The following is a 26,818-nucleotide window of genomic DNA, read 5'->3' on the forward strand; positions in this document are numbered from 1 at the left end:
TTACTCGTCCCCCATCAGCATTTGATCAATTGTCGAACCTTGCGTCACCATCGGATATACATTCTCTTCCTTGCTGACTACAAACTCGACAACGACCGGTCCGGGTGTATCAAGCGCCTCCTGCCAAGCCCGACGTGCCTCTTCCTTATTCGTAGCACGCAGACCTTTTACACCGTACGCCTCGGCTAGCTTTACAAAATCCGGGCTTCCAGCCAGATCAATGTGACTATACCGGTTGTTATAGATCAATTCCTGCCATTGGCGAACCATTCCAAGCACCTGATTGTTAATGATTACGATTTTGACCGGGATGTTGTTGATCGCGCAGATGGCTAATTCCTGCGAACACATTTGCATACCGCCGTCTCCGTTAATCGAGATTACCAATCTGTCGGGATTGGCTACCTGAGCGCCAATCGCTGAAGGAAAACCAAAGCCCATCGTCCCCAGTCCGCCCGAAGTCACCCATGAGCGCGGCTGATTGAATTTGTAATACTGTGCTGCCCACATTTGATGCTGGCCCACGTCCGTCGTAACGATTGCGCCGCCTTTGGTCGTTTCATCCAGCAGTTCAATAACCCATTGTGGCTTGAGCACTGTATCGGAGTCCTTATAAGAATAAGGCTTCTCGTTCTTCCATCGCTGAATTTGTGCTCTCCATGCATCTGCCCGATCTGCGCGTTTCACATCCTGATTCAGCAATTCCAGTACCGCCTTCACATCGCCTACAATTGGAATATCGGTCGCTACGTTTTTGCCAATTTCAGCAGGATCGATATCAATATGGACGATTTTGGCTTGTGGAGCAAATCCATCCAGTTTGCCTGTCACCCGATCATCAAAACGAGCACCGATACAGATGAGCAAATCCGACTGTTGAATAGCCAGATTGGAGGTGTACGTTCCGTGCATCCCCGGCATTCCCGTCCACAGCTCGTGTCCACTTGGGAAAGCTCCCAGTCCCAGCAATGTTGTCGTAATAGGAATTTCCGTTTTACGAACAAACTCGTAAAGTGCCTCATGTCCACCGGAGTATACAACCCCGCCACCGGCCAGAATGAACGGACGTTCTGCCTCGGAAATGGCCTGAGTCAGCTTGTCTAGTTGAATTTTATTAGGCGTCACTGTCGGGCTATAGCCCCGCATGGTCACAGGTCCCGTTTGTGGAACAAACAGCGTTTGGGCTGCCGAAATATCCTTCGGGATATCAATCAGCACCGGTCCCTTGCGGCCTGTGTTGGCAATATGAAATGCCTCATGGATGATCCGCGGCAGTTCCTCTACGTCTCTCACCAGATAGCTGTGCTTCGTAATCGGCATTGTAATTCCCGTGATATCAGCTTCCTGGAAAGCATCCGTGCCGATCAGGGAGGATACTACATTACCGGTGATGACCACCAACGGCACCGAATCCATAAAAGCCGTCGCAATACCAGTTACCAGATTTGTCGCACCAGGTCCGGATGTCGCGATACAGACCCCAACTTTACCGCTTGCCCGTGCATAACCATCTGCCGCATGAATCGCTCCTTGCTCGTGACGGGTGAGAACATGCTTGAAATCCTTAAAGCCATACATCGCATCATAAATATAAAGCACTGCACCACCAGGGTATCCGAAGACACAATCTACTCCCTCCAGCAACAGGCTACGGAGCAAAATTTCCGAACCTGTAATTACTTCAGGCTTCATCCACTTTTGACGTAATTCATCGGTTGACCGAACTTCAGGAATTTGTGCACTCATTGGTCATCCTCCTTTACAAAATTTACATACAGCTGACATTTGTGAAAACAAAAAAACCTTTCATCCCTAGAACAGACTTGCTGTTACTGAGGGACGAAAGGCTGTAGCTTCCGTGGTACCACCCGTGTTTGCCCGATATCTCACAATATCGAACCTTGGCAGGTACAGAAATCACAAAGGATCTCCATATCTGGCGTCTGTAACGTAGACCGTACGATTTTCCCTAATAGGTGAATCGGTGCACCGTTAAAATTCATCGGGCCCAAATACTTTTCAGGAAAACAGCTCCAAGGTGAGCTCGTTAAAAAGGGATTTTGGTGAAGCTTGCAGCTAATGCCTCACTCTCTGAACAAAAGAGCCCTAATCACTTCGTCCTCTTCATTGCCGTTGTGTTCATGTCATTCTTTCAAATGTTTAGACACATTATATGTCCCCCATCTGGGATAGTCAATACCCAGATTTCATAAAAATTTATGTTTATCTTTTGAAACGCCTCAAAGTCGCACGCATGCAACCGATGCCCGCATATGATAAAAAGACCACACGGTAAGACGGGTGTACACCTCCAAAGCCACGTCTTGTCTTGTTAACTGGGTAGAAAAGGAGGCCTGTTTATGATTCGCAAACGCATCGCTCAGGATGATACGGTGATCTTTCGTCTGATCGAGCAGGAGCTTGTCCCCCTATCACATTTAACCGCCCAGGAAATGGAACAAATACGTAAAGAATTACCCCGGCGCTTAAACCGGGGCATCACTTTTGTGGCTTGCAGGCCGGATAATGCACAGGTTGTTGGCTTCATTCATGTTATGCTGCATGGAGAACTGTTATACATTGATTTGATCGCAATTTCTTCAGCTCATCAAGGTAAGCACTACGGAAAAAAATTGCTGGAATATGCCGAGCACTACGGGCGAATGCGACGCTGCAAGCGAGCCAAAGTCATGGTAGACGAAGACAATATCCGGGGAATCCATTTTTATCTGCGCCACCAATATCAAATATTGCGCTACGTAGCCCTGAGTCGATGCCACGAACTTGAAAAATCACTGTGAGAAACGGCCTCTTGGGATCATGATCTTGTTATCCTAAAATAAATTGGGGGCAAACGGATAACCTACTCCGGAATACCCTCCGTTTGTATACGGGCCAGGCTGGGGGTCGTATCCCGGTGCACCATAACCTGGTCCGTAGCCATTATATCCGCCGTAGGCATAAGGAGCCGTGCCGATGGCAAGCAAGTCAAACAACACCAGGGGAATAATCGCCTTCGTGTTTACTTTTTTCTTGCGGCTTGGTTGGAGAACCAGTCGGTTACCCGAAATGCGGATCAGCTTGCCGCTGACCTGGGAACCATCCTTGCGAGTAGCGAAGATGACTTTGCCGACAAGCTTCTCCACCTGCTTTCTGGTTACTGCCTGTTTCATCGTATTTCCTCCTTCTTTCTCAACGAATGGACAGATTGAACGGCTCCTTGATAGCTCACCACTACCACAAAATAGACCGGAGCTGACAGGGGCCGAGCGTCCGTCCAATCTGCATAGCACATTCTATTCTCTTCATACCAGAAGCGTATGTTTAAATGCCTGCACAACCTAAAAAAATCTAGTACCTGCAGATGCAGATACCAGATTTTCAGATGCCCAATTTACAGTTTTAAAACATACAATTGCCAGCTGTTGATGACTTATTAACGCTTGCTAGGATCATAAAGCTGACCCAAAGCAGCCGGAGCTCGTGACCGGCCTACAGCTGCTACCAATACAATAATCGTCAAGAGATACGGCAGCATAAAAATAATTTCCTGGGGAATACTTTGCGACCATGCAAACAACTGTACATAATTGCGAATTGCTTGTGAAAAGCCGAAAAATACGGCTGCGCCAAAAGCACCAAGCGGATTCCATTTGCCGAAAATCATAGCAGCAATAGCAATATATCCCTGACCGGAAACTGTATTATGCGAGAACATATTGGTGGTAGTCAGGGTGATCGTAGCTCCACCAATACCTGCCAACGCACCACTGATCATGACACCGATATAACGAAGGCGATTAACCTTGATACCTACTGTATCCGCTGCACCCGGATGCTCCCCAACCGAACGCAAACGCAAGCCAAATGGAGTTTTATACAAGGTGAAATATCCAATAATAACTAGCAAAATAGCCAGATACGTCGTTGGATATGCCTGGAAAAAAGCTTTCCCTGCAATTGGAATATCCACAAGGTAAGGAATGGATATTTCGTTAAACCCTTGAATACGACCAGTGTCACCATCACCCTCAAATAAAAGCTTGACCATGTATAGCGTACTACCTGCCGCCAGAAAGTTAATGACAATCCCGCTTATGACTTGATCGGCTTTAAACGTAATCGAGGCTACAGCATGAATCAACGAAACCAGAATACCGAACACCGCAGCCGACAGTACGCCTACCCAAGCTGCAGAAGTGCCCCCCAGTCCCGCTTGTTCGGCATAAAATCCGCCGACACCAGCTGCAAACGCCCCGAATACCATAAGTCCTTCCAAGCCGAGATTCGTTACACCGGATTTTTCTGAAAAAACTCCGCCAAGAGACGCAAATATAATCGCCGTCGCAAAAACGAGCGTTGTATGGATTAATTCACCAAGTGTTAACCAACTCATTTTACAACACCTTCTCTTTCTTCCGCTTGGAGTAGAGCGGCTTCACAACCCAACGCACAACTCCTTGGGCCGCAATGAAGAAAATAATCGAGCCAATAACCACCCGGATAATTTCGGGCGGTACATCCGCGCTAAAGCTCATGCCTGCAGAACCATACGTAAGCGTTCCGAACAAAACAGAGCCCAGCAGCACGCCGAACGGATTATTCATCCCGATTAGAGCCACGGCGATACCGTCAAAGCCTGTTCCCGGTGATCCGGCCATGACGGATTGGTAATGGAATACCCCCAACACTTCAAATGCACCCGCCAATCCCGCAAAAACACCACTAATGAACATCGCTTTTATGATATTACGATTTACATTCATACCAGCATAACGGGATGCATCCTGATTAAATCCGACAGCCCGAAGCTCATAGCCCTGCTTTGTTTTCCACATGAAAATATAGAAAAATACCGCCGCCAGCAAAGCAATAACCGTGCCCCAATGGACCCGGGCATTTCCCATCATCTGCGACAGCCATTCGATAGAAATGGAAGCGGAAGGCAAAATATCCATCGAACGATTTTCACCCTCCATTAATGCGAACTGATTAATCACCAAGTTAGCCAAATACAGGCCGATCCAGTTCATCATGATGCATGTAATAACTTCATTTACGCCTCGCTTGGCCTTCAAATAGCCCGCAATCGCGGCCCACAGGCCACCAAAAATCGCCCCTGCAATCACAGCCAGCGGAGCATGAATTATGGCAGGCAGTCCATGGAGCTTGATGCCTACAATTGAGGCGGCTGTCATACCTACCAGAAACTGACCTTCACCGCCAATGTTAAACAGTCCGGCGCGAGCAGCAAAAGCAAATGCCAGGCCCGTTAAAATCAATGGGGTCATTTCACGGATAGCCTCGCCAAAGTTGTATGAATCTCCGTATACACGGCTAAACAATGCGGAATAGGCCACAATCGGATCATACCCGCCAATCAGCATCACGACAGCACCCAGAAGAAGGCCCAAAATAATAGATACCAGTGCCAGTACAAAGGAGTCTTTCGTAAATATTTTCAATAGGTTAGCCATTCTCTGCTCCTTTCTTCACTGCACTTCCTGCCATCATAAGTCCCAATTCCTGGTCATTCGTTTCTTCCGGCAACACTTCTCCGACAATTTTGCCCTCATAGATGACAGCAATTCGGTCGGACACATTCATAATCTCGTCCAGCTCAAAAGAAATAAGAAGGACCGCTTTACCTTGATCCCGCTGAGCAATCAGCTGTTTCTGGACAAACTCAATGGCCCCGACATCCAGACCACGTGTAGGCTGCGCTGCAATAAGAAGATCCGGGTTTTTATCAATTTCACGCGCAATGATAGCCTTTTGCTGATTTCCACCAGACAACGCTCTTGCCTTTGTGTGAATATCAGGTGTTCTTACATCGAACTTCTCGATAAGACTTTTTGCCTGTTTATCGATAGCCTCTTTGTTCAAAAAGCCATTTTTACTGTAAGGTGCTTGATAATACGTCTCCAGCACCATATTTTCACTCATGGAAAAATCGAGCACCAGTCCATGTTTATGGCGGTCCTCCGGTATATGTGAAACACCTGCCTCGGAAATTTTGCGTGGCGGCTGGTTTGCAATCTCTTGCCCAAGCAATTGAATGCTTCCACCATCGACCTTGCGCAAGCCTGTCAAGGCTTCAATCAGCTCACTCTGTCCATTGCCGTCTACGCCAGCAATCCCCAAAATCTCGCCCGCCTTAACCTTCAGGTTCAACTCATTCAGAACACTAATGCCATCCTTGTTTTTAGAGACCACATGGTTCATTTCGAGTACAGTCTGTCCTGGCTGTGCAGGCTGCTTGTCCACTTTAAAGGACACACGACGACCTACCATTTTCTCCGCCAACTCATTCGGTGTTGTTGCTGACGTTTTGACCGTGTCAATAACCTGACCTCGACGAATAATTGTAACCGTATCTGCAATTTGCATGATTTCTTTGAGCTTATGCGTGATAAGAATGATGGATTTACCCTCAGCTACCAAGCGCTTCATAATGTCCAGCAGCTCGGTGATTTCTTGTGGTGTTAACACTGCGGTAGGCTCATCGAAAATGAGAATATCTGCACCGCGATAGAGGGTTTTGATAATTTCCACACGTTGCTGCATACCAACGGATATATCCTCAATTTTGGCATTCGGATTCACTTGAAGCCCGTATTGCTCAGACAACCGCTGTACTTCGGCGGCAGCCTTTTTATAATTGATTTTCAGACCCTTACGCGGCTCGGAGCCCAGGACAATATTTTCAGTAACGGTAAACGGCTGCACGAGCTTAAAATGCTGATGCACCATGCCGATCCCCAGATCAATCGCCTTGTTGGGGCTATCAATCTGTACTGGCTTACCACCGATTTCAATCGTCCCTTCTTCTGGCTGATACAGTCCGAAAAGAATATTCATAAGCGTAGATTTACCCGCACCATTCTCACCCAAAAGGGCATGAATTTCTCCCTTATGCAGCTTGATGCTGATAGAGTCGTTGGCAACGATGCCTGGGAATCGTTTTGTAATTTTCTTCAACTCAACGACGGGGGTCGCTGCATCCATGAAATCACCCTTATACACTTTATAGTATGTGCTCCAATGAGCTGACTGACCTTTATTACTCGTATAACTCCAGACGTAAGAACAAGGCTAGTCTTATGAACCAGCCTTGTCGCCACCTCTATGTTCTTCAAACCCGTTTATTTCGAAGGAACTGTAATTTCGCCCTTAATAATTTTTTGCTTATATTGTTCTACAAGATCAAGTACGTCTTTAGGGACATTTTTCGTGGATGTATCCGCCAGACCAACTCCGTTATCCTTCAGAGCCAGTGTTTCAATACCACCCTTGAACTTACCGTCAACAACTTCTTGAGATACGCGTTTTACAGCTTCATCCACACGTTTCACCATGGAGGTCAACGTTACGTCGTCACCAAACTCAAGGGATTGGTCTTTATCAACACCGATAACCCATACTTGCTGCCCTTGTTTCTTCCGTGCGAGTGCTTCGTTAAATACGCCTGTACCCGAGCCGCCAGCCGCGTGGAAAATAATATCTGCACCATCGTTGTAGATCGTTGCAGCAGCAGCCTTGCCGAGATCCGGCTTATCAAATGCGCCAGTGTAGTTTACTTCCAATTTTGCATTTGGATTTACAGCTTTAATCCCTGCTTCGAAGCCTTTTTCAAAACGTTTGATCAGCGGGCTGTCTTGTCCACCCACAAAACCAATTTTGTTTGTTTTGGTAAGCTTACCAGCTACAACCCCTACCAGGAAGGAACCTTCATTTTCAGCAAAAACAACCGATTTTACGTTAGGCGCATCTACGACACTGTCGATGATCGCCAGATTTTTGTTCGGGTTATCTTTTGCTACTTGTCCAATCGCATTCGCCAGATTAAAACCGATTCCCCAAGTCAGGTTAAAATCACCCTTAACAAATTGGTTCAGGTTAGGAATATAATCTTGATCCGATTTACTTTGCAGGTATTTAACTTTAGCACCTGTTTCTTTCTCAGTGGCTTGCAGTGCTTCCCAAGCAGATTGGTTAAACGATTTGTCGTTTACTCCACCCACATCTGTAACCATGCCGATTTGGACATTTGATGTTTTGGCAGAACTGCCTGTGTCCCCACCACTTGCGTTGGACGCACCTTGGTTTTTGCTACCGCAGCCTGCGAGAATGACCGAGATCGCCAGCAGCATAACCAAAGACATACTGAACATTTTCTTCATGCTGATACTGTTCCCCCTTAGTGTTAGATCCCTGGAACTGCCTCTTTTTCTTTGAAAATGGTACATGCCATACATGTCATTTACTGACGAGACAGATCGTACAGAAGACTTACTTTAGAGATTATACAATTATGATCGGCTAAAATCTAGATAATTAATAACCTTGGGTCAATTTTTTTTGAATTTCCATAAATGTAAGCGTTACAACTTAAAAAAATACATACATTCTGCCATCACACGTCATATTCATTCGTATTTTGGGGAAATTATACCTTTTCGCATCACAAAACATATACAAAAAAAGGCATCCCTACACAGCGTACTGCTTGGGATACCTCTTTTACCACTTTCGTGGTCTCCACGCTCAATAATTAAGCGTTGATTTTGCCTTTAGCAACAGTTGCCAAAGAGTTGAACGCATTGATATCGTTGACTGCAAGATCAGCCAAGATTTTGCGGTTAATGTCCACACCAGCCAGTTTCAGGCCGTGCATCAGTTTGCTGTAAGACAAACCATTCAAACGAGCTGCTGCATTGATACGCACGATCCACAGTCTGCGGAAATTACGTTTCGTCTGACGACGGTCACGGTATGCGTAAACAAGTGATTTCATTACCTGCTCGTTAGCTGTTTTAAAAATGCGGTGTTTAGAACCAAAATAACCTTTAGCAAGCTTCAATACTTTTTTATGACGACGACGAACGACGAATCCGCCCTTTACTCTTGCCATATCAAAAGACCTCCCAAATAATGTTTATGCTTTATTTATTGCCGAGCTTTATGCTATTTGAGGTTAGCAAGACCTTGTTTCAGACGTTTAACGTCCCCAGGTGCCATCTCAGGGTTAGTACCCAGAACACGTTTTGCACGTTTGGATTTGTGGGAAAGCAAGTGGTTTCTGTAAGCTTTGTAACGCATTACTTTACCAGTACCGGTAATCTTGAAGCGGCCTTTAAGGCTGCTATGTGTTTTCATTTTAGGCATTGAACTTCCTCCTTAATTTATCATTGACTCTTTGGAGCCAATATCATAATCATGCTGCGTCCTTCGAGCTTGGGTTGGCGCTCCACGGTACAAAGATCAGCAACTTCCGTTTTCACACGCTCGAGAATTTTTTGTCCCACATTAGCATGGGTAATTTCACGACCGCGGAAACGAACAGAGCATTTCACCTTGTCCCCTTCATTCAGGAACTTCACCACATTGCGAAACTTGGTTTGGTAGTCATGTTCCTCGATGTTGGAACGGAACCATACCTCTTTGATGTCAACGATCTTCTGGTTCTTACGGGCTTCCTTTTCTTTCTTCTGCTGCTCATAGCGGAATTTTCCGTAATCCATAATCCGACACACGGGCGGCTTCGCTTGAGGCGCCACGTTCACGAGATCCAAGTTTGCGTCAATCGCCATTTGCAGAGCTTCACGAGTCGGTTTAATCCCGATTTGTTCCCCGTTCGCACCAACAAGACGTACTTCTCTCACCCGAATCTCATCATTGATCATATGTTCCTTACTAATAACCCTCCACCTCCAGAACCTGTTATTTTTGTATTTTGTGTATAGACACAAAAAAGGGATGACGACTGTACAGCCGACATCCCTGTCTGATACTCAATTCATCATGAAAATTCAATTCACAAATCATTGGATCATGACCAGCCGGCAATACCGGGCAGGTGAGAAGTCGGACCTTCTGCTTGCTAATCCATATTCTTCAATTAACATACTCATGTATCTTATCATCTTGCAGACGATGTGTCAACACCTTTCAAAGAAATAAGTGACACCTCGCCTCTTCGGTACATTTATACCGTTCTGCAATTATCCTTGCTTGCTCTGAACCTCTTCCAGACGAACGACACGCGTATGCTGAGTGTGGCTCCATTGCTTGTTGTTCTGTGTGAAGAACGCATAGAACGTAATCGGGTACCAAGAAACCAGATAGACTGGGAACAGCAGCAAGTACAGATATACTTTTTTGAACGTGACCTTTTCCAAGATCATCGCGATCAAAAAGGTGATAATATTCAGACTCACAGCCACAAAACCGGTCCAAGCAGGGAATTGTACATAGATATTTTCGATATTAGGTCCACCAAATAACGCAATATCTACCCACATCACCATTGTCATCAAGAAGGTAAACAATACGATATACACGTTCAGACCATAAAGAGCCATATCGAATTTAATCAGGCTTCTATGCTTGATACTTTGCCACAGCAACGGGAAGAAATAACGACGAGCGACCGTGAAATGACCCTGCATCCAGCGCAGACGCTGTCTGGACGAAGCTTTGAACGTCAACGGCTTCTCATCATACACCTTGGCATCGTAATTAAATCTTGGATATACATTGCGTTGTGTACAACGCATGGTGAATTCCAAATCCTCTACCAGACTTGTTGCACCCCAGCCCATTTCCTTGAGCAAATTCGTTTCAAAGCACATGCCTGTACCACCAAGGAAATTGGCCATATTCAGGTTGTGGCGCGACAGCTGCCACAGACGGTTGATGTACCAGTAAGATACCCCGTATGCCGCTGTGATCCAAGAATCCTCAGGATTTTTGGTATCAATGTACCCCTGAATAACACGGGCCCCTGTGCACAAATCATTGTTCATTTCACTCAAAAAATTGGTATGCGCCAAATTGTCAGCATCAAACATGACAATAGCATCATATTGGCGCGGCATAGCCCATAATTCCTTGAGCATCCACTCAATAGCGTAGCCTTTACCACGCAAATTCGGATTCGTGCGTTCACAAGCATTCATACCGTGAGCGCGAACGATGTCTGCCGTCTTATCCGTACAGTTATCACAAATCACGAATACATCGTATAGTTCCTTCGGATAGTCAAGCTGCTTCAGGTTTTCCATCAATGCTCCAACAACCTGTTCTTCATTGTGGGCAGCGACCAAAATGGCAAATGATTTTTCTGGAGCTGCTTGCTCTTTTCTTTTTTTGCGTACCAATCCGAACAAGGAGAATGCAAACTGATAGACAGCGATCACTGCCAGTATGATCTGGAGCGTCACAAAAATAGCGTCTAACATAATCTCTTGTTACCCCCTTTTTATACCCCTTAAAAATCTTGCGTTTATTTGTTTTCTCTCTGTGTAGCGCAAGTTGCGGCGCTTTTGTGCGCCTTTTTCTGTAATTTTGACCCGACCCTTGCTTTCTTCATTGGCTGTGCGCAGCCCCCTTTTGGCTGACACAGGAATGCCATTACGATTTTCGTTGGTTTTCAATCTTTTGTCAAAGCCTCAAAACCGATCTCAGCAGCAAAATAACACGACAAACTCCCATTTAAGTCGAGAATGCGACGCTGGACCTCTCATTCATAACGCTTAGGTCTTATTTTCATCCATTTGCTAACTTTTTATTTCTTTGGTCCCTCCTTTTTGTGGGCCAATTAGCAACCACTTCTAATCACTCTATCTTATTAGACGGATGAACGCAAAGAAAGTTATACAATTCAGCTTATATTCCTTAAACATTTTTGTGTAGAATTGAACCAAGTGAGTGGTGATTCTTGAAATGAATAGCGTTTAAAAATATGATGGGAGCAAGAGAATAATTACTTATGGCCTGATTCTGTCAAAGTGATTGAAAATATTTGCCGACCTTACCCTGAAACGGCAACCGGAGGAAACCAAATGCAACGTCTAGTCGTAAAACTTATAAACCTGGAGCAGCAGTTGTTCAAATGGATCAACGGACGCTTACACAACCGTTTTTTGAACTTCTGGCTTTATTATCTTACACATTTGGGCGGGGCCACTTTTACAATAGCCTCTACGTTACTTATGTGGTGGCTCGCTCCGAATCCATGGAAGGATGCCGCTATGAAGGGAGCCATTGCTTTGGGGGTCAGTCATATCCCCGTAGCGATTGTCAAAAAGCTGTATCCGCGGATTCGCCCATATTTGGCGCTACCGGGTACAAATACATTTCGCAACCCCCTGTCGGACCATTCTTTTCCCTCAGGGCATACAACCGCCATTTTTTCAGCTACCGTTCCTTTTATGCTTCAGTCACCGATGCTTACCCTGCCGTTGTTGCCTGTAGGAATAATTGTAGGATTTTCCCGGATATACTTAGGGCTTCACTATCCCACGGATGTACTTGCAGGAGCGGTTATCGGAGCTTCTGCAGCAATAGGGACGGTTGCATTCTGGCCTTAAAGCCGATATGGTATGATTGAGAACATCCCAGCAGGAACAGGTGAAATGAGAGTGGCTAAAAAACGAGTGTTATTATTATCGGAAGGTTTCGGTGCCGGACATACTCAGGCTGCATACGCGCTCTCAAGCAGCTTGCGGAAGCTTTCTCCGAATGTGCAGACCCGAGTGCTGGAGCTGGGGAGCTTTCTGAATCCAAGAATGGCCCCGCTCATTATTACAGCATACAAGAAGACTGTTGTATCGCAGCCTCGCCTAGTCGGATTGGTTTACCGTCATCAGTACAAAAAATCATTAAACCGTCTTACAACGCTCGCTTTGCACCGTCTGTTCTACACACAGACCCGAAACATTCTTCGGCAGCTCCGTCCCGATTTGGTGGTATGTACTCATCCTATCCCGAGTGCAGTGATTTCACGCTTAAAGCGCTTAGGCTTACATGTTCCGCTTTGTACTGTCATTACAGACTACGATGCACATGGAACATGGATCAGTCCCGAGGTTGATCGGTACTTTGTATCTACGCCTGAAGTCATGCGCAAGCTGCGCGCACGTGGAGTACCCGTGTCGAAAATCCAGGTGACCGGTATTCCGGTTCATCCAAATTTTTGGGAACATCCGGGGCACGATGAAATTCGGGAACAATTTGGCCTTAAGCCCATCCCGACCGTACTCGTTATGGGCGGCGGCTGGGGACTTATGAACGACGAAGTCATTCATCGCTCGCTTACCGAGTGGAGAGAAAACATTCAATTTATTTTTTGTTTGGGTCACAATGATAAAATGCGTCGTAAAATGCAGCTGGACCCCCTTTTCAATCATCCGAATATTCATATTTTCGGATTCACACGGGAAATCGACAAATTAATGGAGGTATCGAATCTTCTTATTACCAAACCCGGCGGAATGACATGTACCGAGGGGTTAGCCAAAGGGATTCCGATGCTGTTTCACAAACCTCTTCCCGGACAGGAGGAGGAAAATTGTCAATACTTTACGGCTCAAGGCTTCGGAGAACCGATTACTTCGCTGGATGTTGTCGTTAAATGGATGAACCGATTACTACACGATTTTCCGGAAATCGTTCGCAAGCGACAGGAGCACGTCCATAATGTAGCGCGATACTATCCTCTTCAGAGCGCACAGAGTATTTTGGATATACTGGAACCAAACGGGGTGCATTCCTAAAAAGGAAGCACCCCGCTTTATTTTAACAGCTATATCGCTATCGCTTTACTTTCCGTACTTTTCAAGACGCATTTTTTCGTATTCCTCCAAAGCGTCTTTGCCAATCAGCACCTCGACACGATGGATATTCATACCTTTGCCCATAAATTTTTGTTCATATTCCGTCATAACATGCTCCTCGTTAATCCCCTCACGATGAAGGTTCAACGAAATATTCGTCATTTGCAGACCGCTGTCGGCAAATGAATTCAGGGAAAACTCAAACAGTGTCTCCGAATCCGTCTTAAAGTGAATTTGCCCTTTGCTGTTCAAAAGCTGGCGGTACTTGTCCAAAAAGCGCGGATGCGTCAAACGACGGCGTGCATGCTTGGTTTTAGGCCAGGGATCACTAAAATTCAAATAAATGCGTTCAATTTCCCCAGGCTCAAAAACATTCTCAATCTGTTCAATGTTTGCCAGTGCCAATTTGATATTGGGCGGTGTACCGACCTCTGTATCGCTCCAGGCCAGACGAGACTTTTCCGTTGCACGTCGTACCAGTTCATCGTACATATCAAAGCCAATGTAGTTGACGTCCGGATTCCGGAAGCTCATTTGGCTAATAAACTGTCCCTTGCCCATGCCAAATTCCACATGAATCGGACGATCATTGCCGAAAAGCTGCTGCCACTTTCCTTTATACTGTGTCGGCTCCAAGATGACCAGGTCCTGTTGTTCTTCCAAGCTTTCCCTTATTCCTTTTCTTCCGCGTAAACGCATGTTACTCCTCCATATACTCTGTTATCAAGGAAAAAGGAATTCCACCCCCGCTTGAAGATACGGAAATGAAATTCCTTTTTCAATATATTTGGATTGGGGTCCAACTAATTTAATTGTTCATAGTCTACCGCATCAACAGGTGAAAAATCAATTGTCTTTTGGCAAGCCGCTCTGATTTTCTGACGTGCGGCCGTTCCAATCTGACGATCCTGCCCAAAACGGACACCAGTCAGCGCCAGCGCCTCATCAAAGGTTAGCTCAACAGTAACTTTATTCATACGTGTTTTATCCTGCGTATTCATAAAAAATCACCTCACGGGTTATTAATGTTGGAACCGACGTGCACTTCCCCTACAGCAGGCGATAGAAACAGTATAGCTGCCTTCCTGAAAAATCATCATTAGCCGACAGCTAATTTTTATTTCCAGGATCGAAATCAGTCCTTATATCGTATGTCTGGTACCGCTTACAATATAACATATCGTGTAACCTTTTTCAATCCTGAATCCAGTAAAATCCGCACTTTTTATCGCCTTTTCTGTCAAGTGATTCCCAATTAAGACTGATTTTTGTTACAATAAGATGATCGTAAAAAAAAGGAGTACACCCATGAAAACAGATTTGTTGCCTGCTCCTCTCCTATGGGGAGATAAACGGTTCCATACTTGGAATTACGAAATGCGCGAGCAATTTGAAAATAAAGTGTTCAAAGTTATGCTGGATGCGGGTTTTACTTGTCCAAATCGCGATGGTTCTATTGCCAAAGGAGGCTGCACTTTTTGCAGCGCACGCGGGTCGGGTGATTTTGCCGGACGTCGCCGTGATGATCTGGTCACCCAGTTCAATACGATTCGGGATCGTCAGCATTTAAAATGGCCAAACGCCAAATATATCGGCTATTTCCAAGCCTATACCAATACGTATGCCCCGGTTGAGGAGTTGCGGGAATACTTCGAGGTTATTCTGGAGCAGCCGGGGGTTGTGGGACTGTCCATCGCTACCCGCCCTGATTGCTTGCCTGACGATGTGGTGGATTACCTTGCCGAGTTGAACGAGCGCACGTACCTGTGGATTGAAATGGGACTGCAAACCGTCCATGAATCCACCTCAGAGCTGATTAACCGTGCCCATGACACTCAATGCTATCTGGATGCGGTGGAAAAGCTGCGCAAGCGCAATATTCGCGTGTGTGCCCACATCATTTATGGTCTTCCGCAGGAGACGCATGAAATGATGCTCGATACGGGACGCGCAGTAGCGGCTATGGACGTGCAAGGCATTAAAATTCATTTGCTGCATCTCATGCGCAAAACGCCGATGGTCAAGCAGTATGAAGCGGGCTTGTTACGCTTCCTGGAAAGGGACGAATACGTTAAGCTGATCGTTGATACCCTGGAATTTTTGCCGCCCGAGATGATCGTTCATCGGCTGACTGGAGACGCTCCCCGCGATTTGCTGATGGGACCCATGTGGTCGCTCAAGAAATGGGAAGTACTTAACGCCATTGATGATGAGCTGAAATCGCGTGAAACGTGGCAGGGCAAATACTGGAGGCAGCCATAAATGGGTTTCCTGTCTGTCTTGAGCTATGCTCATCAATTGGTGGCTGCGCGCGTGCAGCCAGGCGATGCTGCTATAGACGCCACAGTCGGCACAGGGGCAGATACGCTGTTTCTGGCTAAGGCCGCTGGCAAACGAGGCCGTGTCTACGGCTTCGATATTCAGCAGGAGGCATTGCAGCTCGCCTGGTGTCGTCTGGAAGAAAATACCTCTTCCTCATTGGCAGAGGTATCACTGCTGCTGCAGGGTCATGAGCAAATGAGGGAGGCCGTTCCCGACAACCTGCATGGCAAGGTCGCTGCGGTTATGTTTAATCTCGGCTACTTGCCATCCGAAGGTGCCGATCCATCTGTCATCACGCATACGGACAGTACGCTCGCCGCACTTGAAGCGGCCCTGCAGCTGCTGCGACCACGCGGTATTCTGACCGCCGTATTATATCCAGGGCACGCCGGAGGCAGTGAAGAAGCGGAAGCTGTCCTTCAATGGGCTTCTGCTCTCCCCGTCTCCATCGGCCAAAGTATTATTTACCGTCAATTACAACGAGACACCTCGCCATATTTGGTGGCGGTTGAAAAAAAATAGCATACCGGCTTATCAAGCCAACTTATCCAGGTTATGTGCGGCTTTTTCCAGCCGCCTTACATATATCATTTTTGTGAGTCGTAAGGGTTATTCTGTTGTGCACTCATTACTCATTCATGGAGGAGAGAAATTATGCTGAAGCCATACCCGCTGCAATTTCAACCTGAATTTAAAGAAAGAGTCTGGGGAGGACGAGCATTAGAGCAATTTGGTCTAACCCCACCAGAAGGACATATTGGCGAAGGATGGATGATTGCCGACCATCCGAATGGAACAACAACGGTCATCAATGGCGAGTTAGCAGGCAAAGGGCTGGATGAAATCCGTGAAGCTTATGGACAGGAATGGCTTGGAGCCAAAGGAGTATCGGAAAAAGGTGGCCGCTTCCCGCTTCTGATCAAGCTGCTGGATTGCAATGATGATTTGTCCGTACAGGTACATCCGACAGATGATTATGAGGGACTTCCAGCCGGAGAGCTTGGAAAAACCGAAATGTGGTATGTGCTGGATGCCAAGCCGGATGCGAAAATCATTTATGGTCTGACAGAAGGTGTAACGCGCGAAAGTCTGCGTACAGCTCTTGAAAGCGGAGACATCCTCGGCAGCTTGCGTCAGGTTCCTGTTGAGGCAGGCGATACATTCTTCATTCCCGCCGGAACTGTACATGCGCTGTGCGCGGGTGTTGTCGTTGCTGAAATCCAGCAAAATTCGGATACGACCTATCGGTTATATGACTACAACCGCCCTGGTTTGGATGGCAAGCCCCGTGAATTGCATATTGAGGATTCCCTCAATGTGACATCTTACGAAGGTGCAGGCGCAACAACGATGAAAACCGGTGGTTTACAACCGGGTGAATGGCTCCAGCTTGCAGCCTGTGAGTATTTTGTCGTAGAAAAGGGAATCGTAGATGGAAGCTGGTCGCTTTCCACAACGAAAGACAGCTTTACTATTCTTGTCATTTGCGAAGGCAGCGGCACCCTTACCTGGGACGATAATGCTGCATCTCTTTCCTGTAAAGCTGGAGATTGCTTCCTGCTGCCTGCCAATCTGAACGGTTACACATTGAGCGACAAAATGACCGTACTTAGATCTTATCTTCCTTAAAGCTTAAAGGATGTGATGTCTAATCATGCGGGAATACACCTTCACCATCGTTGAAAACGACGGAGCTGAGCTTTTTGCCTACCGCTGGCTTCCCGATCAGCAGATCCCCCTAAAGGGGATTATACAAATTTCACATGGCATGTGTGAGAGGTCCTACCGCTATATCCGACTGGCCGAGAAGCTCACTGCTTCCGGCTACGGTGTGTATGCCAACGATCATATCGGTCACGGGCGCACAGCTGGTGATCTTGATAAGCTCGGTATGCCGGGAGCAAATGCGTTTAATCGAATGGCAAACGGCATGCTGGGGCTAGGCGAAATTGTGGCTAAGGAGTTCCCAGATCAGCCTCGTTTTTTGCTGGGTCACAGCATGGGGTCCTTTTTAACCCAAAAAATAATGTATGACGACAGACAGGAGTATCAGGGGTTTATTTTATCGGGAACGAACGGGCGGCGTGGTCTGTTAAAGCTCGGAGAGCAGCTTGCCCTGGTGCAAGCCAAGCTGCAAGGAATGGATCATCGCAGTATGCTGCTCAATGCGATGGTCTTTGGCGGTTTTAACCGTGCCTTTCGTCCGGTGCGTACGGCATTCGACTGGCTATCCCGTGATCCAGAGGAAGTAGATCAATTCGTACATGATCCATGGTGTGGAGCCATCTGTACGACAAGCTTTTTTCTTGATTTCTTCAGGCTGCTGCAGGAAATCCATTGGCCTTCCTCGCTGGAAAGCATTAACCCTAAACTGCCAGTCTACATATTTGCCGGAGATCGTGATCCGGTAGGATTGTTCGGTAAAGGTGTATTATCGCTGGTCGATATGTATCGAAGCTTGGAGCTTCAGGATGTGGAATATCGCCTCTACCCTGATGGTCGCCATGAGATGCTGCATGAAACAAACCGCGATGAGGTCATGACTGACATTGTTGACTGGCTGGACCGTCATATTAACGCAGCAGCGACTCCGGTTTCTGTTTTATCTGGAGGCTCTGAGGCATCTTCATAAATAGCTCTTAACAAAAAGAAACCTTCAAAACCACGGTTAACGTGAGTTTAAAGGTTTCTTTTTTCAGTTCAGCTTATGTTGAAAATCACCATGCATTCCGTTCTCTCAGGGAGGTGATATGTGCCGTATGATGCTTGCCGTGCCAGGCATAGATGCCGATGTTTCGTTCGAGCCGGATTGTCTGGCCTGATTCAGGATGAATAAACGTTCGATGCAGCTGATCTTCTCCTAATGATCGCAACACGATGGCCCACCGTTCATGCAGCCCTTCCAGCAATTGCAGCGAGGGTTCCAGTGGAAGCTCGCTGGCGTCTGGCATTTCAGCCCAACGTCCCTCATCGTATGGCTTGATTGTCGGTGTATCCTCCGTCAGCGCCAGCTTAAAACGAATATAGCTGTTCATATGGCTGTCTGCCAAATGATGAACAACCTGTCTTATCGTCCAGCCCCCTTCACGATAAGGCGTATTAAGCTGCTGCTCATTCAATCCCTCAACCGCCTGACGAAGCTGCGAAGGCAGTTTAGCAATGTCGTGAATCCATGCCAGAAGCTGTTCTTCTGTAATCATATCCGGAGCGACGAACGGCCCAATCGGGTAGCGCAAATCTTTGTCCAAAACATTCCCCACCCTTCTCTGCATCTGAGTGTCTATTAGGTCTGAATCTTATGGTATAACTATGCAGGAAAAAAAGCAGACCCGCAAGAGCCTGCCTTTTTCACATCCATCGTACTTGGATATAACTGGATCTCTATTATCCCTCCAGCAGCAGGGATTCTGGATCTTCCAGCAATTCTTTGACCGTTACCAAGAAGCGAACCGCTTCGCTGCCATCGATAATCCGGTGATCGTAAGACAAGGCGATGTACATCATCGGGCGATTTTCCATACGCTCCTCATCAATGGCAATCGGGCGAAGCTGGATTTTGTGCATTCCCAAAATACCTACCTGCGGGGTGTTCAATATTGGCGTAGACAGCAGGGAACCAAAAATACCTCCATTGGTAATGGTAAAGGTTCCACCTTGCAAATCTGCCAGCGAAAGCGAGTTGGAGCGTGCCTTGCCAGCCAAATCTGCAATACTTTTCTCAATTTCAGCAAAGCCGAGACGGTCAGCGTCCCGTACGACTGGCACGACCAAACCTTCCTTGGCAGATACAGCAATCCCGATATCATAGTATTTTTTCAGTACAATATCATCGCCGTTAATTTCTGCATTCACGGTAGGGAATTGCTTGAGTGCGCCAACCACTGCTTTCGTAAAGAAGGACATAAAGCCGAGTCCTACATCATGCTTCTCCTTGAACTTATCTTTACGGCGTTTACGAACATCGAGAATGGCGGTCATATCCACTTCATTAAAAGTGGTAAGCATGGCGGCGGTTTGCTGTGCCTCAACGAGGCGCTTGGCAATCGTCGCTCTGCGACGAGACATCCGCTGGCGTTCTACAGGCTTGCTATACTCCGTTTGAGATGGAGACGAAGCCGCAGGCTTGTTGGCAGCAGAAGACGCAGGTGCAGTCGATGCTGTACGCGCAACTTCAGCGCTGTTCGTATGCGTTTTAACATCCTCCTGGAACACACGTCCGAGCGGGTCTTTTCCCTGTACCTGCTCCAGATCAATTCCACGTTCACGCGCCAGCTTCCGGGCGGATGGAGATGCCGTCTGATTTCCCCCGTCACTATTGGACGAAATAGGCTGTGCGGCCTTTTCCACTACTGCAGAAGCCGGTGTAGTCGCTACGGGCGGTGCCTCCGGCGCTTTGGTCGGTGCTGCTTCTCCGGCACTGGCTGCTGCGTTACCACTGCCACTTCCGATCAAGCCAACAGCTTCACCGATGGACACGGTCTCTCCCTCCTGACGAAGGATCTTCTGGACGACTCCCGCTTCTTCTGCACTAATTTCCAGGTTGACCTTATCCGTTTCCAGCTCCAGTAGAACATCCCCCTGTCCTACGGAATCCCCTTCCTTCACAAGCCATTTGGAAATTGTTCCTTCCGTGATGGATTCTCCCATTGCCGGCACTAAAATATCGCTCACAGCCGCTACCTCCCCAGTGTAATATTGTTTTTGGAATCCTGCTTCAACGCTGATTGAATAATCCGCTGCTGTTCTAGGCTATGCACTTGCTGATAGCCGCTCGCCGGGCTGGAACGTTCCGGTCTGCCTGCGTAACGAATTTCCGCTCCTTGCGGCACAACATTCCGCAGACGAGGCTCAATGTAACTCCAGGCCCCCATATTTTTAGGTTCTTCCTGAACCCATACGAATTCTTTGACATGCGAGAAGCGACTGAAAATATTTCGAATTTCCTCTTCCGGGAAGGGATACAACTGCTCCACACGAATAATGTGCAGACGCTCCTCTGCCTCATTTTTATCCTTCTCCAACGCCTCTTCCAGATCAATCGCAATTTTGCCACTGCACAGTACAATGCGCTCTACACGATCCGGGCGTGCACCCAGGCCGGGCTGCTCCAGCACAGGACGGAATGATCCCTCGCTGAACTCAGAAGCAGGCGAAGCGACACGGTTGTTGCGAATCAGGCTTTTCGGCGACATCATCACAAGTGGACGCGCTTCCTCACTATCGCTTAATGCAGCCTGACGGCGCAACAGATGAAAATACTGTGAGGCACTGCTCAGGTTGGCGACAGTCCAGTTATTTTGTGCGGACAACTGGAGGAAACGCTCCAGCCGTGCACTTGTATGCTCCGGTCCTTGTCCTTCACTGCCATGCGGTAACAGCATCACCAAACTGGATTTCTGTCTCCATTTGGCACGGCCCGCGGAAATAAATTGGTCGAAAATAACCTGGGCGCAGTTCGCAAAATCGCCGAATTGTGCTTCCCAAATGACCATTGTCTCGGGAGAAAACACGTTATACCCATATTCAAAGCCGAGCACAGATGCCTCAGATAAAGGGCTATTATGAATACTGAACGAAGCACGCGCTTCCGGCAATGTATGCAGCGGGCAATGTGTATTGCCGGTTTCAGGCTCATGCAGCACGAGGTTACGGTGAGCAAAGGTCGCCCGCTCCGCATCCTGACCCGTCATGCGAATCGGCTTGCCATCTGCGAGAATAGTAGCCAGGGCCAGCGTCTCCGCCAAGCTCCAATCTACCTTTTCACCCTCGTTCAGAGCTGTTTTTCTGCGCTGTAAAATGCGATCCAGCTTCGGATATACATGAAAATCTTTTGGCCATTTGAGCAAGTTTTCATTGATTTGGCGCAATTTTTTCAATTCCACCGCAGTACGGACCGCAGAGTCCTGATTTTTTGTTGCCTTAACAGCAGTAAACTCAGGCTCCTCTTCCGGTTGATTCTTCACGTGCTCATGCGCTTCCTTCAGTCGGTTTTGCACCTTTTCAATGAGTCCGGCACTAAACGTTTCATCCACAATACCCTGCTTCATCAGATTTTGAGCATACAATTTGCTCACCGTCGGATGATTCTTCACCTTGCGATACACCAGCGGCTGGGTTGTTTCCGGGTCATCGGATTCATTGTGACCATAACGACGATAACCAATCAGATCAATCAGGAAATCCTTCTTGAAACGATTGCGGTATTCACCAGCCATACGAGCTGCTGCAATACAAGCCTCAGGGTTATCCGCGTTCACGTGCACAATCGGGATTTCGTAGCCCTTGGCCAGATCGCTGGCATAGCGGGTCGAACGTGAATCAACACTCTCTGTCGTAAAGCCCAGACGATTATTCACAATAATATGAACCGTACCGCCATTACGGAAGCCACGCAAATTTGTAAAATTAAGCGATTCTGCCACGATACCCTCACCCGGGAAAGCCGCATCGCCATGCATGATAATCGTAGCCGCCTTGCTGACATCCAGCTTCGGATAGCCTGCTTCACTGCGGTCTTCCTGCGCTGCGCGGGAAAAGCCTTGTACGACCGGATTCACATACTCCAGGTGACTCGGGTTATTCGCCAATGTCAGGCGGGCTTGTACCGCTTCCCCGTCCTTTACAAACCGATCGGCTCCCAGATGATACTTCACATCTCCAGTCCAGCCGTAGTTAATTCCGGTAGAGCCTTCCGACGGGATCAGATCCTTATTCGGGGAATGATGAAATTCAGAGAAAATTTTGCTATAAGGCTTGCCCAGCACATGAGCCAACACATTCAGACGGCCCCGGTGCGCCATACCCATCAGGACGTGACTTGCTCCTGCATTCGTCGTGAGTCGAATAATCTCGTCGAGAACGGGGACAAGGACATCATTACCCTCGATGGAAAAACGCTTCTGTCCGACAAACGTTTTATGCAAAAACTCTTCGAACTGCTCTACCTCTACCAATCTGCCCAGCAGCGCCTTGCGTTCCTGTGTTGTGAGTGGCTTGGAGGACCAGCCGGATTCTGCATAGCTGTTCAGCCAGCTGCGTTCCTCCTCGTTATGAATGTGACTAAATTCATAGGCAATCGGTCCTGTGTATGCTACACGCAACCGTTGAATGGCTTCCCATCCGTTAAGTGTTCCCGCAGGAGCGTTATCCCATATTAAAGAGGCCGGAAAAGCCTTTAAGTCCTGTTCAGTTAAGCCATAAGATGCTGGATCAAGCAAGCGTGTATCCTGCTCGGCATCCAGTTCCAGCGGATCTATTTGGGCGGCCAAATGTCCGTATTCACGGATATTCCACACCATTTTTCCCGCTGTAACCGCTTTCTGTAATGTGTTCGAATCGAGGCTCCCCAGAGCATTTGCCGGGGGTCCCTGCAATTTGTAGTCTATCATGGAAGCAGCCGAGTATTCGGATTGCGGCGGCTCACCCCATTGATCAAACAGCTCGCGGTAAGCCGGATCAACCGTTCCGGGGTCCGCTACATACTTTTCATACTGGTCCTGCACATAACCTAGATTAGGTCCGTAATACGTCTGCCAAGGTACCTGTCTGCTGCTCTCTTCCATTGTCATCTCGTTCCCTCCGTCAAATTTTGAAATTCATAGCTGGACGGAAATCATTTTTAATTTTGTTTTTTTGTTAAGCCTTAAATTAAAGTTGTTCACAATATGCTCACATTATATGAAATCCTACATCAAAAGTCGAATTCCACAGTTCTTATTCCTCTTCCATTGTATAAACTTTTCTAGCTATGAGCATTTCCTTTTTCTCAACATATCCATGCGTAAATGAGATCAATCGGGCTTCAATCGGGCTTATAGTAGTCTTTAACATTTAAAGATTAGAATGTGGCACAAAAGGATATCCTAATCACAAAAAAAGTTGACAACGTTTTCAGATCATGATAACTTATCCGTGAGGCTTGTTACCGGTAATGCGGGCAAAACCACAACGGAGATGATATTTGTTTCTGTTGTAGTTTTGCCTTTTTTTATTCCTCAAAATGGGTGATTCGATGTGATAATTAAACAAATTTTCAACAATAATATCGTCAGCACAGTGGATGATAAAAACCAGGAGTTGCTTATCCTCGGCCGGGGTATCGGGTTTAACTTCCGTGCGGGTGATCCGATTGACGAAAAGCGGATTGAGAAAATTTTCCGTCTGCAGGATGCAAATATTTATGAGAAGTTTAAAGCCACTGTCATGGAAGTTCCGATTGATATTTTACAAGTCACTGATGACATTGTTAGTCTGGCGCGCACGCAGTTGAACAAGAAAATAAGTGACGGCATTTATGTCTCCTTGTCAGATCATATTCATTTTGCTATTCAGCGTATGGAGCATGACATGATTGTACGCAATCCACTGTCATGGGAGATTCAGCATTTCTATAAAGCTGAGTATGATGCTGCCAAAGAATCACTGACACTTTTGCGCGAACGTCTGGGCATTGAATTCCCAAAGGAAGAAATTTGTAATATTGCCCTTCATTTCGTGAATGCTGAAATTAATGATTCGATGAATGATGTCACTCATATGATGCAGCTGCTCCAGGAAATCATGAATATTATCAAATATCATTTTAATATGGAGTTTAATGAGGATAGCGCGAATTACTTCCGCTTTATTACACATCTCAAATATTTTTGCCAGCGCGTGATTACACACTCGAGCCATGACGATGCAGAAGAATATTTGTATGAAGTCGTGAAAAAAAATTATGCGGGCACTTTTAAATGCATTGGGAAAATTGAGAAGTTTATTCAAAAGAATTACGAGTATACCATGACGCACTCTGAGCAGTTGTACCTGACACTTCATTTGGAGCGCCTCATAAAAAGAAAATAAAATATTATCCAGGCTTGTAACTGTTAAATCAGGCAAAACCTGAATGAAAAGGCTCACGATACGTGGGTCTGCTCATTCAGGTTTTTTTTATCTAAAAATAGGAGGAATTCAAGATGGATCAGCAGGAAACTGCCCAAAAAATTGTCGACTCTGTTGGTGGAACAGGCAATATTAACTCCGTATACCATTGCGTTACACGCTTACGCTTTGATCTCAAGGATAACGGTAAGGTCAAGCAGGATGAATTAAAGAAGTTGGATAAGGTTATGGGAACCAATGTATCTGGAGATCAGTTCCAGATCATTATCGGCAATGAAGTCAGCAAAGTATTCGATGCAATGGCGCATCTATACCCTGTCCTAAAGAACGACTCCACCGAAAAGAAGTCTTCTGAAAAAAAGAAACAAAATGCGATCTCTAACTTGTTCGAGTTCATTGCAGGTGTGTTTGCCCCTATTTTACCTGCCATTGCTGGTGCGGGCTTGCTCAAAGGATTGATTGCTTTGCTCGTATCCGTAGGCTGGCTTACAGCGGGGACCGATACGTACCGAATTTTCTCAGCGATCGGGGACGGAGTCTTTTATTTTCTACCTTTACTGATTGCTGTGAGTGCGGCTCGTAAATTTGGATGTAATCCTTATGTGGCCGTGGCTGTGAGTGCAGCACTCATGTACCCTGACATGGGGGCATTATTATCAAGTGGTCATGCTGTTTCCTTTATCGGTGTTCCGGTTACGCCTGTTACTTATGCGTCCTCCGTTATCCCTATCCTTCTTGCCATTTGGTTGATGTCTTATGTGCAAAAGGGCGTAGACCGTATCATTCCTTCATCTTTTAAGCTGCTGCTCGTGCCCTTAATTACGATGATTATTGTCGTTCCGGTTACACTGATCGCTATTGGTCCGCTGGGTACTCTGATTGGTAGTGGACTGTCTGGCGGTATCAATTGGCTTATTTCGGAAGGCGGCTGGTTTGCAGGTATTATTTTGGGCGGGGCTATGGCATTGATCGTGATGACAGGCATGCACTATGCGCTAGTTCCAGTCATCATCAGTAATTTGGCTAAACTGGGTTTTGATAAATTCCTGCCGCTAACCTACATCTCCAATATGGGTCAGGCAGGAGCAACCATGGGGGTATTCTTTCGTGCCAAGGATAAGAAGCTGAAATCTATGGCATTTTCTACAAGTCTGACAGCACTTATGGGTGTTACCGAGCCTGCTATGTATGGGGTGAATATGAAATATAAACGACCTTTTATAGCGGGTATGATCGGTAGTGCTGCAGGCGGCGGGTTCTCTCTCGCCTTTGGTGCCAATGCCTATGTGCTGGCAGGAAACGGGGGAATTCCAGGGCTACCTGCATTGATTGGACCCACCTTCTGGTATGCAGTGGGCGGTATGTTGATCGCATTCGTGGTAGCCACAATCGCAGCTATCCTGCTCGGCATTAACGAAGAACAGAGTGGCGAAGCCGTACAAACCACGAGCGAAACGACCACTTCTTCTGCAGACCGTGACGACTCGACAGATTCCTCTAAAGAACTGCAGGAAGATTTAAATATTCGAGCTACCAATGAGACGATTCTTGCTCCCATGACAGGCCGTTCGATTCCGCTGAAGGAAGTGAATGATCCGACATTCGGTGACGAATTGATGGGCAAAGGTGTTGCCTTTGTTCCTGTTATTGGAGAACTGTCCTCTCCTGTAAATGGCACTGTGTTAAATGTGTTCAAGACTAAACACGCCATGGTTATTCGCAGTAATGACGGTGCAGAGCTGCTCATCCATGTGGGCATCAATACCGTTAAGCTGCGTGGGCAGTTTTTTGAAGCCCATGTTCAAGCTGGCGATGTAGTTCAAGCTGGTGGTAAACTGCTCACATTCGATCTGGAGCATATCGCTAAGGATTATGACATCACCACAGCGATGGTTGTCACCAATACAAGCGACTATCAATCTGTTTTTCCCATCAAGCTGGGTGACATCACCATGAAGGAGCCTGTGCTGAAGGTAGAAATCTAAAAACCG

At 46.8% G+C, this 26,818-nt stretch carries 24 protein-coding genes; 9 read left to right on the forward strand and 15 right to left on the reverse strand.

Features of this window, described 5'->3' with window-relative positions:
• Positions 1-1,746 (reverse strand): biosynthetic-type acetolactate synthase large subunit, encoded by a 1,746-nt coding sequence (gene ilvB / locus BAZ21_RS18240; RefSeq protein ID WP_068503778.1) that lies wholly within the window; start codon positions 1,744-1,746, stop codon positions 1-3.
• 614 nt (positions 1,747-2,360) lie between these two features.
• Here ilvB and BAZ21_RS18245 point away from each other — a divergent pair.
• The gene (locus BAZ21_RS18245; RefSeq protein ID WP_068503780.1) at positions 2,361-2,801 is read left to right on the forward strand and encodes a GNAT family N-acetyltransferase; all 441 of its coding nucleotides are present in this window, start codon (positions 2,361-2,363) and stop codon (positions 2,799-2,801) included.
• Positions 2,802-2,834: 33 nt separating this feature from the next.
• On the opposite strand, the gene BAZ21_RS18250 is transcribed toward BAZ21_RS18245, so the two are convergent.
• From BAZ21_RS18250 to BAZ21_RS18290, 9 genes are all read right to left on the reverse strand, one after another.
• On the reverse strand, positions 2,835-3,173 hold the full coding sequence (locus BAZ21_RS18250; RefSeq protein WP_068503782.1) for a hypothetical protein: 339 nt from the start codon (positions 3,171-3,173) through the stop codon (positions 2,835-2,837).
• Positions 3,174-3,436: 263 nt separating this feature from the next.
• Positions 3,437-4,396: an ABC transporter permease gene (locus tag BAZ21_RS18255; RefSeq protein ID WP_010349245.1), complete on the reverse strand. Its 960-nt coding sequence runs from the start codon at positions 4,394-4,396 to the stop codon at positions 3,437-3,439.
• A 1-nt stretch (position 4,397) separates the two neighbouring features.
• Positions 4,398-5,477 (reverse strand): ABC transporter permease, encoded by a 1,080-nt coding sequence (locus BAZ21_RS18260; RefSeq protein ID WP_068503784.1) that lies wholly within the window; start codon positions 5,475-5,477, stop codon positions 4,398-4,400.
• Positions 5,470-7,008 (reverse strand): ABC transporter ATP-binding protein, encoded by a 1,539-nt coding sequence (locus tag BAZ21_RS18265; protein WP_068503941.1) that lies wholly within the window; start codon positions 7,006-7,008, stop codon positions 5,470-5,472. Before BAZ21_RS18265 ends, BAZ21_RS18260 begins: the two co-directional genes overlap by 8 nt.
• Positions 7,009-7,145: 137 nt before the next feature.
• Positions 7,146-8,183: a BMP family lipoprotein gene (locus BAZ21_RS18270; RefSeq protein ID WP_068503787.1), complete on the reverse strand. Its 1,038-nt coding sequence runs from the start codon at positions 8,181-8,183 to the stop codon at positions 7,146-7,148.
• Between the two features lie 371 nt (positions 8,184-8,554).
• Positions 8,555-8,914, reverse strand: a complete 360-nt coding sequence (gene rplT, locus BAZ21_RS18275) for a 50S ribosomal protein L20 (protein ID WP_007429517.1) — start codon at positions 8,912-8,914, stop codon at positions 8,555-8,557.
• A 53-nt stretch (positions 8,915-8,967) separates the two neighbouring features.
• The gene (gene rpmI / locus BAZ21_RS18280) at positions 8,968-9,168 is read right to left on the reverse strand and encodes a 50S ribosomal protein L35 (RefSeq protein WP_068503789.1); all 201 of its coding nucleotides are present in this window, start codon (positions 9,166-9,168) and stop codon (positions 8,968-8,970) included.
• A gap of 20 nt (positions 9,169-9,188) precedes the next feature.
• Positions 9,189-9,686 carry a translation initiation factor IF-3 gene (infC, locus tag BAZ21_RS18285; RefSeq protein WP_007429515.1) on the reverse strand — a complete coding sequence of 166 codons (498 nt, stop codon included), beginning with the start codon at positions 9,684-9,686 and terminating at the stop codon, positions 9,189-9,191.
• Between the two features lie 318 nt (positions 9,687-10,004).
• Positions 10,005-11,243, reverse strand: coding sequence for a glycosyltransferase family 2 protein (locus tag BAZ21_RS18290; RefSeq protein ID WP_068503792.1), 1,239 nt, complete (start codon positions 11,241-11,243; stop codon positions 10,005-10,007).
• 603 nt (positions 11,244-11,846) lie between these two features.
• On the opposite strand from BAZ21_RS18290, the gene BAZ21_RS18295 reads away from it, so the two are divergent.
• The gene (locus BAZ21_RS18295) at positions 11,847-12,374 is read left to right on the forward strand and encodes a phosphatase PAP2 family protein (RefSeq protein WP_068503795.1); all 528 of its coding nucleotides are present in this window, start codon (positions 11,847-11,849) and stop codon (positions 12,372-12,374) included.
• 51 nt (positions 12,375-12,425) lie between these two features.
• Positions 12,426-13,559 carry an MGDG synthase family glycosyltransferase gene (locus BAZ21_RS18300; protein ID WP_444939613.1) on the forward strand — a complete coding sequence of 378 codons (1,134 nt, stop codon included), beginning with the start codon at positions 12,426-12,428 and terminating at the stop codon, positions 13,557-13,559.
• Positions 13,560-13,604: 45 nt separating this feature from the next.
• Here the strand turns inward: BAZ21_RS18300 and trmB are convergent, their stop codons facing one another.
• Positions 13,605-14,318, reverse strand: coding sequence for a tRNA (guanosine(46)-N7)-methyltransferase TrmB (gene trmB / locus BAZ21_RS18305; protein WP_068503799.1), 714 nt, complete (start codon positions 14,316-14,318; stop codon positions 13,605-13,607).
• 104 nt (positions 14,319-14,422) lie between these two features.
• Entirely contained in the window at positions 14,423-14,620 is a 198-nt protein-coding gene (locus BAZ21_RS18310) for a hypothetical protein (RefSeq protein WP_068503801.1), read from the reverse strand.
• A 307-nt stretch (positions 14,621-14,927) separates the two neighbouring features.
• Here BAZ21_RS18310 and BAZ21_RS18315 point away from each other — a divergent pair, with 307 nt between their 5' ends.
• The 4 genes from BAZ21_RS18315 (at position 14,928) to BAZ21_RS18330 (ending at position 18,573) form a co-directional block, all read left to right on the forward strand.
• Positions 14,928-15,881, forward strand: coding sequence for a TIGR01212 family radical SAM protein (locus BAZ21_RS18315; RefSeq protein WP_007429509.1), 954 nt, complete (start codon positions 14,928-14,930; stop codon positions 15,879-15,881).
• Positions 15,882-16,463, forward strand: coding sequence for a class I SAM-dependent methyltransferase (locus BAZ21_RS18320; RefSeq protein ID WP_068503803.1), 582 nt, complete (start codon positions 15,882-15,884; stop codon positions 16,461-16,463).
• Between the two features lie 132 nt (positions 16,464-16,595).
• Positions 16,596-17,570, forward strand: coding sequence for a type I phosphomannose isomerase catalytic subunit (locus BAZ21_RS18325; RefSeq protein ID WP_068503805.1), 975 nt, complete (start codon positions 16,596-16,598; stop codon positions 17,568-17,570).
• Positions 17,571-17,595: 25 nt separating this feature from the next.
• Positions 17,596-18,573: an alpha/beta fold hydrolase gene (locus BAZ21_RS18330; RefSeq protein WP_068503807.1), complete on the forward strand. Its 978-nt coding sequence runs from the start codon at positions 17,596-17,598 to the stop codon at positions 18,571-18,573.
• 85 nt (positions 18,574-18,658) lie between these two features.
• On the opposite strand, the gene BAZ21_RS18335 is transcribed toward BAZ21_RS18330, so the two are convergent.
• From BAZ21_RS18335 to BAZ21_RS18345, 3 genes are all read right to left on the reverse strand, one after another.
• A complete protein-coding gene (locus tag BAZ21_RS18335; protein ID WP_084011744.1) occupies positions 18,659-19,189 on the reverse strand; it encodes a YfiT family bacillithiol transferase in 531 nt (176 codons plus the stop codon).
• Between the two features lie 136 nt (positions 19,190-19,325).
• Entirely contained in the window at positions 19,326-20,612 is a 1,287-nt protein-coding gene (odhB, locus tag BAZ21_RS18340; protein ID WP_068503811.1) for a 2-oxoglutarate dehydrogenase complex dihydrolipoyllysine-residue succinyltransferase, read from the reverse strand.
• Between the two features lie 5 nt (positions 20,613-20,617).
• Positions 20,618-23,509: a 2-oxoglutarate dehydrogenase E1 component gene (locus tag BAZ21_RS18345; RefSeq protein WP_068503813.1), complete on the reverse strand. Its 2,892-nt coding sequence runs from the start codon at positions 23,507-23,509 to the stop codon at positions 20,618-20,620.
• A 445-nt stretch (positions 23,510-23,954) separates the two neighbouring features.
• Here BAZ21_RS18345 and licT point away from each other — a divergent pair, with 445 nt between their 5' ends.
• Together licT and BAZ21_RS18355 are read left to right on the forward strand one after the other, a co-directional pair.
• A complete protein-coding gene (licT, locus tag BAZ21_RS18350; protein ID WP_010349261.1) occupies positions 23,955-24,788 on the forward strand; it encodes a BglG family transcription antiterminator LicT in 834 nt (277 codons plus the stop codon).
• Between the two features lie 113 nt (positions 24,789-24,901).
• Complete coding sequence (locus tag BAZ21_RS18355; protein ID WP_068503815.1) at positions 24,902-26,812, forward strand: beta-glucoside-specific PTS transporter subunit IIABC; 1,911 nt, start codon at positions 24,902-24,904, stop codon at positions 26,810-26,812.
• Positions 26,813-26,818: the final 6 nt, after the last annotated feature.

The sequence above is a fragment of the Paenibacillus kribbensis genome (assembly GCF_001705305.1).
Lineage (GTDB): Bacteria > Bacillota > Bacilli > Paenibacillales > Paenibacillaceae > Paenibacillus > Paenibacillus kribbensis_B.

What these genes read in the sequence shown, in the direction of transcription:
- ilvB (WP_068503778.1), bottom strand. Translation starts at nt 1,746, where the DNA reads ATGAGTGCACAAATTCCTGAAGTTCGGTCAACCGATGAATTACGTCAA.
- BAZ21_RS18245 (WP_068503780.1), top strand. Translation starts at nt 2,361, where the DNA reads ATGATTCGCAAACGCATCGCTCAGGATGATACGGTGATCTTTCGTCTG.
- BAZ21_RS18250 (WP_068503782.1), bottom strand. Translation starts at nt 3,173, where the DNA reads ATGAAACAGGCAGTAACCAGAAAGCAGGTGGAGAAGCTTGTCGGCAAA.
- BAZ21_RS18255 (WP_010349245.1), bottom strand. Translation starts at nt 4,396, where the DNA reads ATGAGTTGGTTAACACTTGGTGAATTAATCCATACAACGCTCGTTTTT.
- BAZ21_RS18260 (WP_068503784.1), bottom strand. Translation starts at nt 5,477, where the DNA reads ATGGCTAACCTATTGAAAATATTTACGAAAGACTCCTTTGTACTGGCA.
- BAZ21_RS18265 (WP_068503941.1), bottom strand. Translation starts at nt 7,008, where the DNA reads ATGGATGCAGCGACCCCCGTCGTTGAGTTGAAGAAAATTACAAAACGA.
- BAZ21_RS18270 (WP_068503787.1), bottom strand. Translation starts at nt 8,183, where the DNA reads ATGAAGAAAATGTTCAGTATGTCTTTGGTTATGCTGCTGGCGATCTCG.
- rplT (WP_007429517.1), bottom strand. Translation starts at nt 8,914, where the DNA reads ATGGCAAGAGTAAAGGGCGGATTCGTCGTTCGTCGTCGTCATAAAAAA.
- rpmI (WP_068503789.1), bottom strand. Translation starts at nt 9,168, where the DNA reads ATGCCTAAAATGAAAACACATAGCAGCCTTAAAGGCCGCTTCAAGATT.
- infC (WP_007429515.1), bottom strand. Translation starts at nt 9,686, where the DNA reads ATGATCAATGATGAGATTCGGGTGAGAGAAGTACGTCTTGTTGGTGCG.
- BAZ21_RS18290 (WP_068503792.1), bottom strand. Translation starts at nt 11,243, where the DNA reads ATGTTAGACGCTATTTTTGTGACGCTCCAGATCATACTGGCAGTGATC.
- BAZ21_RS18295 (WP_068503795.1), top strand. Translation starts at nt 11,847, where the DNA reads ATGCAACGTCTAGTCGTAAAACTTATAAACCTGGAGCAGCAGTTGTTC.
- trmB (WP_068503799.1), bottom strand. Translation starts at nt 14,318, where the DNA reads ATGCGTTTACGCGGAAGAAAAGGAATAAGGGAAAGCTTGGAAGAACAA.
- BAZ21_RS18310 (WP_068503801.1), bottom strand. Translation starts at nt 14,620, where the DNA reads ATGAATACGCAGGATAAAACACGTATGAATAAAGTTACTGTTGAGCTA.
- BAZ21_RS18315 (WP_007429509.1), top strand. Translation starts at nt 14,928, where the DNA reads ATGAAAACAGATTTGTTGCCTGCTCCTCTCCTATGGGGAGATAAACGG.
- BAZ21_RS18320 (WP_068503803.1), top strand. Translation starts at nt 15,882, where the DNA reads ATGGGTTTCCTGTCTGTCTTGAGCTATGCTCATCAATTGGTGGCTGCG.
- BAZ21_RS18325 (WP_068503805.1), top strand. Translation starts at nt 16,596, where the DNA reads ATGCTGAAGCCATACCCGCTGCAATTTCAACCTGAATTTAAAGAAAGA.
- BAZ21_RS18330 (WP_068503807.1), top strand. Translation starts at nt 17,596, where the DNA reads ATGCGGGAATACACCTTCACCATCGTTGAAAACGACGGAGCTGAGCTT.
- BAZ21_RS18345 (WP_068503813.1), bottom strand. Translation starts at nt 23,509, where the DNA reads ATGACAATGGAAGAGAGCAGCAGACAGGTACCTTGGCAGACGTATTAC.
- BAZ21_RS18355 (WP_068503815.1), top strand. Translation starts at nt 24,902, where the DNA reads ATGGATCAGCAGGAAACTGCCCAAAAAATTGTCGACTCTGTTGGTGGA.